The 14,652-nt window shown below is 69.2% G+C and carries 9 protein-coding genes; 5 read left to right on the top strand and 4 right to left on the bottom strand.

Annotated elements, in window-relative coordinates; translation table 11 throughout:
• Positions 1-23 precede the first annotated feature (23 nt).
• Positions 24-2,837 carry a preprotein translocase subunit SecA gene (gene secA, locus ACIBK4_RS45975; RefSeq protein WP_399005352.1) on the top strand — a complete coding sequence of 938 codons (2,814 nt, stop codon included), beginning with the start codon at positions 24-26 and terminating at the stop codon, positions 2,835-2,837.
• A 438-nt stretch (positions 2,838-3,275) separates the two neighbouring features.
• Here the strand turns inward: secA and ACIBK4_RS45970 are convergent, their stop codons facing one another.
• Positions 3,276-3,890: an Rv3235 family protein gene (locus tag ACIBK4_RS45970; RefSeq protein ID WP_399005350.1), complete on the bottom strand. Its 615-nt coding sequence runs from the start codon at positions 3,888-3,890 to the stop codon at positions 3,276-3,278.
• Positions 3,891-4,247: 357 nt separating this feature from the next.
• Between ACIBK4_RS45970 and ACIBK4_RS45965 the strand changes: the two genes are divergently transcribed.
• Together ACIBK4_RS45965 and ACIBK4_RS45960 are read left to right on the top strand one after the other, a co-directional pair.
• Positions 4,248-4,763: a DUF6912 family protein gene (locus ACIBK4_RS45965; protein ID WP_399005348.1), complete on the top strand. Its 516-nt coding sequence runs from the start codon at positions 4,248-4,250 to the stop codon at positions 4,761-4,763.
• A gap of 86 nt (positions 4,764-4,849) precedes the next feature.
• Complete coding sequence (locus tag ACIBK4_RS45960; protein ID WP_399005346.1) at positions 4,850-5,515, top strand: HAD family hydrolase; 666 nt, start codon at positions 4,850-4,852, stop codon at positions 5,513-5,515.
• A gap of 113 nt (positions 5,516-5,628) precedes the next feature.
• On the opposite strand, the gene ACIBK4_RS45955 is transcribed toward ACIBK4_RS45960, so the two are convergent.
• A complete protein-coding gene (locus tag ACIBK4_RS45955; protein WP_399005344.1) occupies positions 5,629-6,195 on the bottom strand; it encodes a DJ-1/PfpI family protein in 567 nt (188 codons plus the stop codon).
• Positions 6,196-6,822: 627 nt separating this feature from the next.
• Between ACIBK4_RS45955 and ACIBK4_RS45950 the strand changes: the two genes are divergently transcribed.
• Together ACIBK4_RS45950 and ACIBK4_RS45945 are read left to right on the top strand one after the other, a co-directional pair.
• Positions 6,823-11,754: an NAD-glutamate dehydrogenase gene (locus ACIBK4_RS45950; RefSeq protein WP_399005341.1), complete on the top strand. Its 4,932-nt coding sequence runs from the start codon at positions 6,823-6,825 to the stop codon at positions 11,752-11,754.
• 194 nt (positions 11,755-11,948) lie between these two features.
• Positions 11,949-12,401, top strand: a complete 453-nt coding sequence (locus ACIBK4_RS45945) for a GtrA family protein (RefSeq protein WP_366432352.1) — start codon at positions 11,949-11,951, stop codon at positions 12,399-12,401.
• A 16-nt stretch (positions 12,402-12,417) separates the two neighbouring features.
• Here the strand turns inward: ACIBK4_RS45945 and ACIBK4_RS45940 are convergent, their stop codons facing one another.
• Entirely contained in the window at positions 12,418-13,293 is an 876-nt protein-coding gene (locus ACIBK4_RS45940) for an ABC transporter ATP-binding protein (protein ID WP_399005339.1), read from the bottom strand.
• Positions 13,286-14,203 (bottom strand): ABC transporter permease, encoded by a 918-nt coding sequence (locus ACIBK4_RS45935; protein WP_399005337.1) that lies wholly within the window; start codon positions 14,201-14,203, stop codon positions 13,286-13,288. The genes ACIBK4_RS45940 and ACIBK4_RS45935 overlap by 8 nt, the downstream gene beginning before the upstream one ends.
• Positions 14,204-14,652: the final 449 nt, after the last annotated feature.

Genomic DNA, 14,652 nt, shown 5'->3' with positions numbered 1-14,652 from the left:
GACCGGCAAGGAGACCAACCCCCGTGTCCGTCCTCTCGAAGATCATGCGTGCAGGCGAAGGCAAGATCCTGCGCAAGCTGCACCGCATCGCGGACCAGGTCAACTCCATCGAAGAGGACTTCGTCGACCTCTCCGACGCCGAGCTGAAGGCCCTCACCGAGGAGTACAAGCAGCGCTACGCCGATGGTGAGACCCTGGACGACCTGCTCCCCGAGGCGTTCGCCACCGTGCGCGAGGCCGCCAAGCGCGTCCTCGGCCAGCGTCACTACGACGTGCAGATGATGGGCGGCGCGGCCCTCCACCTCGGCTACGTCGCCGAGATGAAGACCGGCGAGGGCAAGACCCTGGTCGGCACCCTGCCCGCGTATCTGAACGCCCTCTCCGGGGACGGCGTCCACCTCATCACGGTGAACGACTACCTGGCCGAGCGCGACTCCGAGATGATGGGGCGCGTCCACAAGTTCCTGGGCCTCGAGGTCGGCTGCATCCTGGCCAACATGACCCCGGCCCAGCGCCGCGAGCAGTACGCGTGCGACATCACGTACGGCACGAACAACGAGTTCGGCTTCGACTACCTGCGCGACAACATGGCGTGGTCGCAGGACGAACTGGTGCAGCGCGGCCACAACTTCGCGATCGTCGACGAGGTCGACTCGATCCTCATCGACGAGGCCCGTACGCCGCTGATCATCTCCGGCCCGGCCGACCAGGCCACCAAGTGGTACGGCGACTTCGCCAAGCTCGTCACCCGCCTGAAGAAGGGCGAGGCCGGCAACCCGCTCAAGGGCCTGGAGGAGACGGGCGACTACGACGTCGACGAGAAGAAGCGCACGGTCGCCATCCACGAGGGCGGTGTCACCAAGGTCGAGGACTGGCTGGGCATCGACAACCTCTACGAGTCGGTGAACACCCCGCTGGTGGGCTACCTGAACAACGCCATCAAGGCGAAGGAGCTCTTCAAGAAGGACAAGGACTACGTCGTCATCGACGGCGAGGTCATGATCGTCGACGAGCACACCGGCCGTATCCTCGCCGGCCGCCGCTACAACGAGGGCATGCACCAGGCGATCGAGGCGAAGGAAGGGGTGGACATCAAGGACGAGAACCAGACCCTCGCCACGATCACCCTGCAGAACTTCTTCCGCCTCTACGGCAAGCTCTCCGGCATGACCGGTACGGCCATGACCGAGGCCGCCGAGTTCCACCAGATCTACAAGCTCGGCGTCGTCCCGATCCCGACCAACCGGCCGATGGTCCGCAAGGACCAGTCCGACCTGATCTACCGCACCGAGGTCGCGAAGTTCGAGGCGGTCGTCGACGACATCGCCGAGAAGCACGAGAAGGGCCAGCCGATCCTCGTCGGTACGACGTCGGTCGAGAAGTCCGAGTACCTCTCGCAGCAGCTCGCCAAGCGCGGCATCCAGCACGAAGTGCTGAATGCCAAGCAGCACGACCGTGAGGCGCCGATCATCGCCCAGGCCGGCCGCAAGGGCGCCGTGACGGTCGCGACCAACATGGCCGGCCGCGGTACGGACATCAAGCTCGGCGGCAACCCCGACGACCTCGCCGAGGCGGAGCTGCGCCAGCGCGGCCTCGACCCCGAGGAGCACATCGAGGAGTGGGCCCAGGCCCTGCCCGGTGCTCTGGAGAACGCCGAGCAGGCGGTCAAGGACGAGTTCGAAGAGGTCAAGGACCTCGGCGGTCTCTACGTGCTGGGCACCGAGCGGCACGAGTCGCGCCGTATCGACAACCAGCTGCGCGGTCGTTCCGGCCGACAGGGCGACCCGGGCGAGTCCCGCTTCTACCTCTCCCTCGGCGACGACCTGATGCGCCTGTTCAAGGCCCAGATGGTCGAGCGCGTGATGTCGATGGCGAACGTCCCGGACGACGTGCCGATCGAGAACAAGATGGTCACGCGCGCGATCGCGTCCGCCCAGTCGCAGGTCGAGCAGCAGAACTTCGAGACCCGCAAGAACGTCCTCAAGTACGACGAGGTCCTCAACCGGCAGCGCGAGGTCATCTACGGCGAGCGCCGCCGCGTCCTGGAGGGAGAGGACCTCCAGGACCAGGTCGTGCACTTCATGGACGACACGATCGACGCGTACATCACCGCGGAGACCGCCGAGGGCTTCCCGGAGGACTGGGACCTCGACCGTCTGTGGGGCGCGTTCAAGCAGCTCTACCCGGTGAAGGTCACCGTGGACGAGCTGGAGGAGGCGGCGGGAGACCGGGCCGGTCTGACCGCCGAGTTCATCTCCGAGTCCATCAAGGACGACATCCACGAGCAGTACTCGGGCCGTGAGGAGCAGCTCGGCTCCGAGATCATGCGTGAGCTGGAGCGGCGGGTCGTGCTGTCGGTCCTGGACCGCAAGTGGCGCGAGCACCTCTACGAGATGGACTACCTCCAGGAGGGCATCGGCCTGCGCGCGATGGCCCAGAAGGACCCCCTGGTCGAGTACCAGCGCGAGGGCTTCGACATGTTCACCGCCATGATGGACGGCATCAAGGAGGAGTCCGTCGGCTACCTGTTCAACCTGGAGGTCCAGGTCGAGCAGCAGGTCGAGGAGGTCCTCGTGGAGGACGACAAGCCCTCCCTCGACAAGGAGGACACGGTGCCCGCGCAGGCGAGCGCCCGTCCCGAGATCCGCGCCAAGGGCCTCGACGCCCCGCAGCGACCGGACCGGCTGCACTTCTCCGCGCCGTCCGTGGACGGCGAGGGCGGCATCGTCGAGGGCGACTTCACCAGCGACGACGAGCCGGTGCGCTCCGAGGCCGACGGCCTCACGCGCGCGGAGCGCCGCAAGCAGGGTCGCCGGGGCAGCCGCCGCAAGAAGTGACGGTCGCTCCGCGAGTTGAGCGGTGAGCTGTGACGGGCGGCCCCTTGAGTGAGGGGTTGAGCTTGTCGGGGTCGCCGCTTCCCGCGAGGAGATCTTGAAGGGCCGGGCATCGTTAAGGTTCCCGGCCCTTCGGCGTGTGTGCGGGCGCGTGGTGGGTTGTGGCAGGTGCGGGGGTGCGGGGGTGCGGGGGTGCGGCTGGGGCGTTGACCGGCGCTGACGGGGGCGCCCCGGCGCGGCGGCGGGCGGCTGCCTGCCCGCTTGCCCCGGCACCGGCCCCCCACAGTCCCGGCATCGGCCTCACAACCCCGGCCCCAGCCCCAGCCCCACGTCCCGGCGCCGGCCCCACAACCTCGGCACCGGCCCCAGCCTCAGTTCCACAGCCCCGGTCCGCCGCAGCCGCCGCAGCTGCCGTAGCCCCCGCTCCGCCGTCAGACGTCCTCAGTCGTCGTCCGGGTGCTGCGCGCGGGGGCCGCCCAGTTCCACCGCCGTGCAGCGCCAGCGGAGGTCCGCGCCGCGTTCCAGGCGGAAGGCCATGGCCCGTACCTGGTCGCCGGCGCCGATGCGGGCGAAGGCCTCCACGGCGCCCTCGCGGGCGACGTAGTAGCCGATGTCGCGAACCACCGGGCGCGTGCCGCGGGTGGCGCGCAGGGGGCCGTGTTCGGCGAGCCGGGCCAGGTCGTCGTAGGCGCGGCCGGCGGTGTGCCGGAGCATCCAGTGGACGGGCTTCTGGCCGCTCAGCACGGCGAGGAGGCGGTCGGCGAACAGATCGGTGGGCCGGGGCTGTGGGACACGGCTGCGGGCGGCCTGGGTGGGTGCGGTGCGGGGTTCGGCTCGGTCCGCCACGGGAGTTGGGGTCGCAGGGGCTGTGCGGTGGCTCGGCGTCCGCGTAAGGGCCGTAGGGGCTGAGCCCCGGTCGACCGTCTGAGCCGGCGCCGTACGGGACGTGCCCCCGCCCTGTCCGCGAGGGGCACCCGTGCCGGGGCGGCGGGGGTCGCGGCGGGTCGGGGGGCGGGTCGGGGTGTGCTGGGCGGTCCTGGTCATGACCTTGTGCATGGGGGTCCCCGTTGGATCGGCCCGGAATGTACCGGGAAGTAACTTGCTGGTGGGGATCTTGTACGGGGCCATGGGCAGGGGGAGCAAGGACGTGGCGGTGCGCGTCGGAGGGGTCGGAATGTTCACTTATCCGGGTGATTTGGAGGGTCTCGAAGCCGTCGCCGCAAGGGCATGGAGGGTGAATTTCCGGCGTGGGGTGGACGCTCTCAGGGGTGCGGGTGGGGACTCGATAGGGGACCCGCGCACGTATCCTGGAGGCCCTCCCGGAGGCGTGGCACCGTCCGCGGAACCGTCTCCCGAGGCGCTCCACGAACCACGGAACCGACCTACGGAACCGAACGACGAAAGCGGTCAGCCATGCGCGTCTACGTCCCCCTGACCCTCCCCGGTCTCGCCGAGGCGTACAAGACGGGTGAGCTGGGGACGGGACCCTTCGTCGCGTACGCCGTTACGCCCGCGCTGCGCGAGTGGTACCTCTCCGACGACATCGAGGAGTTGGAGTACGCGGCGCTGAACCGGGCCGCGCTCGCCTCGCTGCGGCTGCTGGCAGTCCACCCCGACGCGCCCCGGCGCCGGGTCGTGGTCGCCGTCGACGTGCCCGACGGCACCGCGCAGGGCGACCCCGACCGCGGACTCGACCCGGCGGCGCTGGGCGAGGTGCGGGTCGCCGGAACCGTGGCGCTGGCCAAGGCGGCCGCCGTACACGTGGATCTGGACGACGCGGAGGGTGACGTCAGCGCCGCCGCCGACGCGCTCGCGGCGGCCGATCACGGGGACGACGACGCGCAGTTCGTCGTGGACGGGGCCGAGGACCACGAGCTGCTCTGGTACGCGACGCAGGAGATCCCGAACCTCGTCGGGCTGGGCGACTGAGCCCGTTCGGCAGTGGTCGGGCGGCCGTATATGCCCGTTGACCTGCGATTCTCTTGATTGTCAGTGGCGGCGGGTACGTTTTTTGCATGGGGATGCAAGGAAGCACGCACATCGTCTGGGACTGGAACGGCACGCTGTTCCACGACAATGACGCGATCATCGGCGCGACGAACGCGGCCTTCGCCGAGCTGGGGCTCGCGGCGATCACGATGGAGGAGTACCGGGCGCTGTACTGCGTGCCGGTGCCCAAGTTCTACGAGCGGCTGCTGGGGCGGCTGCCCACCGACGCCGAGTGGGAGGTCATGGACGTGACCTTCCACCGGTACTACTCCGAGCACCGTGTCGTCTGCGGGCTTACCGAGGGCGCGGCGGACCTGCTCGCGGGGTGGCGGACCGCGGGTCGCAGCCAGTCGATCCTCAGCATGTACGGCCACGACGAACTCGTCCCGCTGGTAAGGGAGTTCGGGATAGAGCCGCACTTCATACGGGTCGACGGGCGCACCGGCCCCTCCGGCGGCAGCAAGGCCGAGCACATGGTGCGGCACCTCGGGGCTCTGACCGGCGTGGACCCCGCGCGCACCGTCGTGATCGGGGATGCCGCCGACGACGCGGTGGCCGCCCTGCACGTGGGCGCGCGGGCCGTGCTCTACACCGGCGGTTCGCACAGCCGGGCCAGCCTCGAAGTGGTCGGCGTACCGGTGGTGGATTCGCTGGCGGAGGCCGTCGCGGAGGCGGAGCGGCTGGCGGCGTGACGCGCTGCGGAACGAGCGGCTGACGGGCGGCGGCACCTCAAGAGCACCGGCTCACGAAGCCTCGTACTCAAGAGACGCCGCACACCCCCGTCCCGTCATGCCGACCGCCGAGGTCACGTCACCGGCGCCTTCGCCCGCAGCACCGTCAGGAACTCCCGCATCCAGCTGGAGTGATCCGGCCACGCCCGAGCGGAGACCAGCGTGCCGTCGACCACCGTCTCGGCGTCCTGGAAGGTCGCGCCGGCGGACTGCATGTCGAGTTCGAGCGCCGGGTACGCCGTGACGCGCCGGCCGCGCAGGCCGTCGATCGCGGCGGTGAGCAGGGGGCCGTGGCAGATCTGGGCCACGGGCTTGTCCGTGTCGAAGAAGGACTTGAGGATCTTGCGGAGTTCGGGATTGTTGCGGAGGTACTCGGGGGCCCGCCCGCCGGGGATGACGAGGGCCGCGTACTGGCCGGGATCGACCTCGGAGAAGGCGAGATCGGCGGGCCAGGTGTAGCCGGGCTTCTCGGTGTAGGTGTCGAAGCCGGGTTCGAAGTCATGGACGACGAACTGGAGTTTCTTGCGCTCGGGAGCCGCGATGTGGACCTCGTAGCCCTCCTCGCGCAGGCGCTGGTAGGGGTAGAGGACTTCCAGCGACTCCGCTGCGTCGCCGGTGACGATGAGGATCTTCGCTGTCATGTCGGTGCGCTCCTCTGCGGCCGTGGGATGCGTCTTTGCCGGGCGTCATGGACTCACCCGCCCGTGGGCTCATGGGCAACGTGCCGCGCGCCGGGGTTCTTGCCAAGGGCCCTCGCGGCTCCGGCATCGTCACCGTCCCGACTGCCCGTGAATACGACGATTTCATGCTCTGCGCCCCTGTGCATAACGTCAAAGTTCCACCCTCTGTTTTGTACACAACCGGCTCATGACGAGCCCCCGGTGAGGAGAGATAGCCTTGTGGCGTGATCAGCGCGATATTTCGCGGGGGCATCGTCGCCCCTGCTTCGCGCCCGGCGACCACGGACCACATCCGTGACCGGGCGGCGGTCGCTGGTCCTCTCAGGGCCTGTCCGACAGGCCCGCGCGGGCGGGACGGAGCTCCCAGGGCTCCCAGGACGCCGTGCACACCCCCGGTACCGGCGCGGCAGAGAGCAGCGTCACACTCGTCGGGCGTGCCGAAAATGGCTGATAACCCACCGCTCATCTCACCTTGCGGCATAGCGTCTGAGCAGACCGGAGAACCCGGGCCGTGGCGTCGAGCCGCAGGGGAAGACACCGAACTTCCTTCTACGTCACGCAACGGCGCGCGACAGGAGCCAGAGGACAATGCAGACCAAGCTGGACGAAGCCAAGGCCGAGTTGCTCGAAAGGGCTGCTCGGGTAGCTGAGAACAGCCCGGTCGGGGCGCATCTACCGACCGGGACGACGGACGAGGGCACTCCGGACCAGGACACCGTGCTCGCGTTCCTCCAGCGCTACTACCTGCACACCGCCCCGGAGGACCTCGCCGACCGCGACCCGGTCGATGTCTTCGGAGCCGCCTACTCCCACTACCGGCTGGCCGAGACCCGACCCCAGGGCACGGCGAACGTACGGGTGCACACCCCGACGGTCGAGGAGAACGGCTGGACGTGCAGCCACACCGTCGTCGAGGTCGTCACCGACGACATGCCCTTCCTCGTCGACTCGGTCACCAACGAACTGACCCGCCAGGGCCGCGGCATCCACGTCGTCATCCACCCGCAGGTCGTCGTCCGCCGCGACCTCACCGGCAAGCTCATCGAGGTGCTCACCACCCCGCCCGCCGGCGAGCTGCCGCACGACGCGCACACCGAGTCCTGGATCCACGTCCAGATCGACCGCGAGACCGACCGCGCCGACCTGAAGCAGATCACCGCCGACCTGCTGCGCGTCCTGTCCGACGTCCGCGAGGCCGTCGAGGACTGGGAGAAGATGCGGGACTCGGCGCTGCGGATGGCCGACGAGCTGCCCACCGAGCCGACCGCCTCCGACCTGCCCTCCAGCGAGGTCGAGGAGGCCCGTCAGCTGCTGCGCTGGCTGGCCGCCGACCACTTCACCTTCCTCGGCTACCGCGAGTACCAGCTCCGCGAGGACGACTCCCTCGCCGCCGTCCCCGGCACCGGCCTCGGCATCCTGCGCTCCGACCCGCAGCACGGCGGCGAGGACAGCCACCCGGTGAGCCCGTCCTTCGAGCGGCTCCCGGCCGACGCCCGGGCCAAGGCCCGCGAGCACAAGCTCCTCGTGCTGACGAAGGCCAACAGCCGTTCCACGGTGCACCGTCCGTCGTATCTCGACTACGTGGGCGTGAAGAAGTTCGACGAGAACGGCGAGGTCGTCGGCGAGCGCCGATTCCTGGGCCTGTTCTCCTCCGCCGCCTACACCGAGTCCGTCCGCCGGGTTCCGGTGATCCGGCGCACGGTCGACGAGGTGCTCGAAGGCGCCGGCTTCTCGCCCAACAGCCATGACGGGCGCGACCTGCTGCAGATCCTGGAGACGTACCCGCGCGACGAGCTGTTCCAGACCCCGGTCGACGAACTCCGGTCCATCGTCACGTCCGTGCTCTACCTCCAGGAGCGCCGACGGCTGCGCCTGTACCTGCGCCAGGACGAGTACGGCCGCTACTACTCGGCCCTCGTCTACCTCCCGCGCGACCGTTACACCACGGGCGTACGCCTGCGGATCATCGACATCCTTAAAGAAGAACTCGACGGCATCAGCGTCGACTTCACCGCCTGGAACACCGAGTCGATCCTCTCCCGGCTGCACTTCGTGGTCCGCGTCCCGCAGGGCACCGAACTGCCGGAGCTGTCCGACGCCGACAAGGACCGCATCGAGGCCCGCCTGGTCGAGGCAGCCCGCTCCTGGGCCGACGGTTTCGGCGAGGCGCTGAACGCCGAGTGCGGCGAGGAGCGCGCGGCCGAACTCGTGCGCCGCTACGGCAACGCCTTCCCCGAGGGCTACAAGGCGGACCACTCCCCGCGCGCGGCCGTCGCCGACCTGGTCCACCTCGAAGCCCTCACCGAGGAGCAGGCCTTCGCGCTCAGCCTCTACGAGCCGGTCGGTGCCGCCCCCGACGAGCGCCGCTTCAAGATCTACCGCAAGGGCGCCTCGGTCTCCCTCTCCGCCGTCCTGCCGGTCCTCAGCCGCCTCGGCGTCGAGGTCGTGGACGAGCGGCCGTACGAACTGCGCTGCTCGGACCGTACGACGGCGTGGATCTACGACTTCGGGCTGCGGATGCCCAAGTCGCAGAACGGCAACGGGGACCACCTCGGCGACGACGGACGTCAGCGGTTCCAGGAGGCGTTCGCCGCGACCTGGACCGGGCAGGCGGAGAACGACGGCTTCAACGCGCTGGTGTTGAGCGCCGGGATCGACTGGCGCCAGGCGATGGTGCTGCGGGCGTACGCGAAGTACCTGCGGCAGGCCGGTTCGACCTTCAGCCAGGACTACATGGAGGACACCCTCCGCAACAACGTCCACACCACGCGGCTGCTCGTCTCCCTGTTCGAGGCGCGGATGTCGCCGGACCGGCAGCGCGCCGGGCGTGAGATCGTCGACGCCCTCCTCGAAGAGGTCGACGCGGCGCTCGACCAGGTGGCGAGCCTCGACGAGGACCGCATCCTGCGGTCCTTCCTGACCGTCATCAAGGCGACCCTGCGCACCAACTTCTTCCAGGAGGCGCTCGGCGGGCACGCGCACGCGTACGTCTCGATGAAGTTCGACCCGCAGGCCATCCCGGACCTGCCCGCGCCGCGGCCGGCGTACGAGATCTGGGTGTACTCGCCGCGCGTCGAGGGTGTGCACCTCAGGTTCGGCAAGGTCGCGCGCGGTGGGCTGCGCTGGTCGGACCGGCGGGAGGACTTCCGTACGGAGATCCTCGGCCTGGTCAAGGCGCAGATGGTGAAGAACACGGTCATCGTGCCGGTCGGCGCCAAGGGCGGCTTCGTCGCCAAGCAGCTGCCGGACCCGAGCGTGGACCGGGACGCGTGGCTGGCCGAGGGCATCGCCAGCTACAAGATGTTCATCTCGGCCCTGCTCGACATCACCGACAACCTGGTGGCCGGCGAGGTCGTCCCTCCGGCGGACGTCGTCCGGCACGACGAGGACGACACCTACCTGGTCGTCGCCGCCGACAAGGGCACCGCGACCTTCTCGGACATCGCCAACGGGGTCGCCGAAAGCTACAACTTCTGGCTCGGCGACGCCTTCGCCTCCGGCGGCTCGGCCGGCTACGACCACAAGAAGATGGGCATCACCGCGCGCGGTGCCTGGGAGTCCGTCAAGCGGCACTTCCGGGAGCTGGGCGTCGACACCCAGAGCGAGGACTTCACGGTCGTCGGCGTGGGCGACATGTCCGGTGACGTGTTCGGCAACGGCATGCTGCTCAGCGAGCACATCCGCCTGGTCGCCGCCTTCGACCACCGGCACATCTTCCTCGACCCGACGCCGGACGCGGCCGTCTCGTACGCCGAGCGGCGCCGCATGTTCGAGCTCCCGCGCTCCAGTTGGGCCGACTACAACACCGACCTGCTGTCGGCCGGCGGCGGCGTCTTCCCGCGTACGGCCAAGGCGATCCCGGTCAACGCCCACGTCCGCGAGGCCCTCGGCATCGAGGACAAGGTCGCCAAGATGACGCCGGCCGACCTCATGAAGGCGATCCTCAAGTCGCGGGTCGACCTCCTGTGGAACGGCGGCATCGGCACGTACGTCAAGGCCAGCACCGAGTCCCACGCGGACGTCGGCGACAAGGCCAACGACGCGATCCGCGTGGACGGCGCCGACCTGCGGGTCAAGGTCGTCGGCGAGGGCGGCAACCTGGGCCTGACCCAGCTCGGCCGGATCGAGTTCGCCCAGCAGGGCGGCAAGATCAACACGGACGCGATCGACAACAGCGCGGGCGTGGACACCTCCGACCACGAGGTGAACATCAAGATCCTGCTCAACGGCCTGGTCACCGACGGCGACATGACCGTCAAGCAGCGCAACAAGATCCTCGCCGAGATGACCGACGAGGTCGGCGCGCTCGTCCTGCGCAACAACTACGCGCAGAACACCGCGATCGCCAACGCGCTCGCCCAGTCCAAGGACATGCTCCACGCCCAGCAGCGCTTCCTGCGCACGCTGGTCCGCGAGGGCCACCTCGACCGGGCGCTGGAGTTCCTGCCCACCGACCGTCAGATCCGCGAACGGCTCGCCCAGGGACAGGGGTTGACCGGCCCCGAGACGGCCGTCCTCCTCGCCTACACGAAGATCACGGTCTCCGACGAGCTGCTGCACACCACGCTGCCCGACGACCCGTACCTGCGCACCCTGCTGCACGCCTACTTCCCGACCGCGCTGCGCGAGAAGTTCGCCGAGCAGATCGACACCCACGCGCTGCACCGCGAGATCGTCACCACGGTCCTCGTCAACGACACGGTCAACACCGGCGGCACGAGCTTCCTGCACCGCCTCCGTGAGGAGACCGGCGCGTCCCTGGAGGAGATCGTCCGGGCGCAGACCGCGGCCCGCGCGATCTTCGACGCCGCCGAGGTGTGGGACGGCGTGGAGGCCCTCGACAACACCGTCGAGGCGCCCGTCCAGACCCGTATCCGCCTGCACTCGCGCCGCCTGTGCGAGCGCGGCACCCGCTGGCTGCTCAACAACCGGCCGCAGCCGCTCCAACTCGCCGAGACCGTCGAGTTCTTCGGCGAGCGCGTCGAGCAGGTCTGGTCCCAGCTCCCCAAGCTGCTGCGCGGCGCGGACCTGGACTGGTACCAGCAGATCTACGACGAGCTGACCGGCGCCGGCGTCCCGGCCGAACTCGCCACGCGCGTGGCCGGCTTCTCCTCCGCCTTCCCGGCGCTCGACATCGTCTCGGTGGCCGACCGCACGGGCAAGGACCCGATGGACGTCGCCGAGGTCTACTACGACCTCGCCGACCGCCTCCACATCACCCAACTCATGGACCGCATCATCGAGTTGCCCCGCGCGGACCGCTGGCAGTCCATGGCTCGCGCCTCCATCCGCGAGGACCTCTACGCGGCCCACGCGGCCCTGACCGCCGACATCCTCGCGGCGGGCAACGGCGCCTCGACCCCCGAGCAGCGCTTCATCACCTGGCAGGAGAAGAACGCCGCGATCCTGGGCCGGGCCCGCACGACCCTGGACGAGATCCAGGGCTCGGAGACGTTCGACCTGGCCAACCTGTCAGTGGCCATGCGCACGATGCGAACGCTGCTGCGGACGCACTCGTAGTCCCTGAGTAGTAGTCGCTACGACCCTTCTTAAGAAGCCGCTTCTTCAGCAGTGGCTTCTTAAGAAGCGGCTTCTTGAGAAGTCGCCACTACGACGAGGGCGCCCCGGGCCGCAATGGCTCGGGGCGCCTTTTCATGGGGTGCCTTAGGGGTAATCAGGGGGAGTGCTTACTCTGCCCGGCTAAGCCTGGAGACGTGACTCTGAACCTCACCGAGGAACGCGTGACCGAGCCCGTCCGGCCGGTGCGCAAGGTCGTCCTGGAAGTCGTGAAATTCGGGATCGTCGGCGGCAGCGGCGTCCTCGTCAACTTCGCGGTCTTCAATGCCCTGCTGCACGGCCTGCGCTGGCCCGCGATGCTCGCGACCGTCCTGGCCAGTTGCGTCGCGATGGGCGCCAACTACCTCGGCTTCCGCTACTACACCTACCGCGACCGCGACGCCCCCGGCGCCCGCCGCATCGCCCTGTTCTTCGTCTTCAGCGTCATCGGCGTGGCCATGGAGAGCGGCCTCTTCTACGTCGGCTACCACGGACTGGGCCTCCACGGTCCGCTCGAGGCGAATGCCGTGAAGGCCCTGTCGATCGTGCTCGCGTCCGCGTTCCGCTTCCTGGTCTACCGCACGTGGGTGTTCCAGGACGAGGACCTCTAGGCAGCCCGGGGATCCGTCAGGCGGCCGTGCCCGCCGGGGTCGGTGCCGGAGTTGCGTCCTTGGGCTTGTCGGCGCCGCCCGTGAAGGCCTCGTACGCCTCCAGGACCTGCTCCGTCGGCCCGTCCATCCGCAGCTCGCCGCGCTCCAGCCACAGCACGCGGTCGCAGGTGTCGCGGATCGACTTGTTGTTGTGGCTGACGAGGAAGACCGTGCCCGCGTGCTGGCGCAGCTCGCGGATCCGCTCCTCGGAACGCCGCTGGAAGGACCGGTCGCCCGTCGCCAGCGCCTCGTCGATCAGGAGGACGTCGTGGTCCTTGGCGGCCGCGATGGAGAACCGCAGCCGGGCGCCCATGCCGGAGGAGTACGTCCGCATCGGCAGCGTGATGAAGTCGCCCTTCTCGTTGATCCCGGAGAAGTCGACGATGCCCTGGTAGCGCTCCTTGACCTGCTCGCGGGACATGCCCATGGCGAGGCCGCCGAGGTACACGTTGCGCTCGCCGGTCAGGTCGCCCATCAGGGCCGCGTTGACGCCGAGGAGGGAGGGCTGGCCGTGGGTGTAGATACGGCCGTTCTCGACCGGAAGCAGGCCGGCGACCGCCTTCAGCAGGGTCGACTTGCCGGAGCCGTTGGTGCCGATGAGCCCGATCGCCTCGCCCTTGTAGGCGACGAACGACACCTTCTTGACGGCGTGGACCTTGCGGACACCCGCCGCCTTCTCGGCCTTCTCGCGGCGCATCATGCGGTTCAGGGCGGCGGTCGCGGAGCCTCGTCCGGCGCCGGTTCCGTTGACCCGGTAGATGATGTCCACGCCGTCGCAGACGACGGTGGGGATCGTGCTGTCGGCGGCCACGCGGGTCCGCTCGGTGTGGTACTCGATGGTCTGCTCAGCCACGGCCGTACGTCTCCTCAGCCTTCCAGAAGTAGATGAAGCCGCCGACTCCGGCGATCAGCGCCCAGGCGGTCGCCGCCGGCCACACGTGCGGGGGGAGCTGGCTGGAGTGGAAGCTGTCGATCAGCGAGTAGCGCATCAGGTCGATGTAGACGGCCGCCGGGTTGGTCTCCAGGGCCAGCGTGACGAAGTGCGGCAGGTGGTCCTTGCTGGTCAGCTTGTCGATGCTCCACATGACGCCGGAGACGTACATCCAGGTGCGCAGGATGAACGGCATCAGCTGCGCGATGTCCGGGGTCTTCGCGCCCATCCGGGCCATGATCATCGAGACGCCCGCGTTGAACGTGAACTGCAGGAACAGCACCGGGACCGCCATCAGCCAGGAGAAGCTGATCGGCACACCGAAGCAGAGCAGGATCACGACCAGGGCGGCCATCGAGAACAGCAGCTGCTGGAGCTGCTGCAGCGCGAACGAGATCGGCAGCGCGGCCCGCGGGAAGTGCAGCGCCCGGACCAGGCCGAGGTTGCCCGAGATCGCGCGGGTGCCCGCCATGATCGAGCTCTGCGTGAACGTCCAGATGAACACGCCCGTCACCAGGAACGGGATGTAGTCCGGGACGCCGCGCTTCGTGCCCAGCAGGATGCCGAAGATGAAGTAGTACACCGCCGCGTTCAACAGCGGCGTCATCACCTGCCAGACCTGACCCAGCTTCGCCTGGCTGTACTGCGCGGTCAGCTTGGCGGTGGCGAACGCGGTGATGAAGTGCCGGCGCTCCCACAGCTGGCGGACGTACTCGCGCAGGGAGGGGCGGGCGCCACTGACCGTGAGGCCGTGGCGTGCGGCGAGCGCCGCGAGGTCTTCTTCGTCGGCCGGGGCCGGCGAATGGGGCGGTGTGTGGAGGACCTGGCTCACATCCGCTGCTTTCGCTCGGGGGGAGGGGGTGCGTGCGTCCGGCTGCCGTGTCCCGTCGCCCGGCGTTTCCTTACGCTTCTCTTTACGTTCTCTTACGTCGGAACGGGACCGTATCGTCGCAACGTGAGCGTAGGCCGATTCGGCGTCGGAACGCAACCGTTTCGTCGTGACGGATGTGATGAGGCCGTTAGGTTTTGGGCGGGGACGGGTCTGTTGCGTCGATACGGTCTGGGTAGGGGCGGGTGTGAGGTGGCTGACGGCGGGGTTGCTGTGGCTGCGTCGGTACGGTTTCGGCGTCAGGGCGGGCCGGTTGCGTCGCGCGGACGGGCCCGGTCCGTCGCGGGGACGGAACGGTTGCGTCGTACGGACGAGTGGGTTCCGTCGCGACGACGGGCCGGGTGCGTCGCGACGACGGGGCGGTTGCGCCGCAACGCCAGCCCGCCCCGCCC

The organism is Streptomyces sp. NPDC050528, from assembly GCF_044457795.1.
GTDB lineage: Bacteria > Actinomycetota > Actinomycetes > Streptomycetales > Streptomycetaceae > Streptomyces.
The sequence above is the reverse complement of the archived record's forward strand: the minus strand, read 5'-3'. Positions and strand labels throughout refer to the sequence as shown.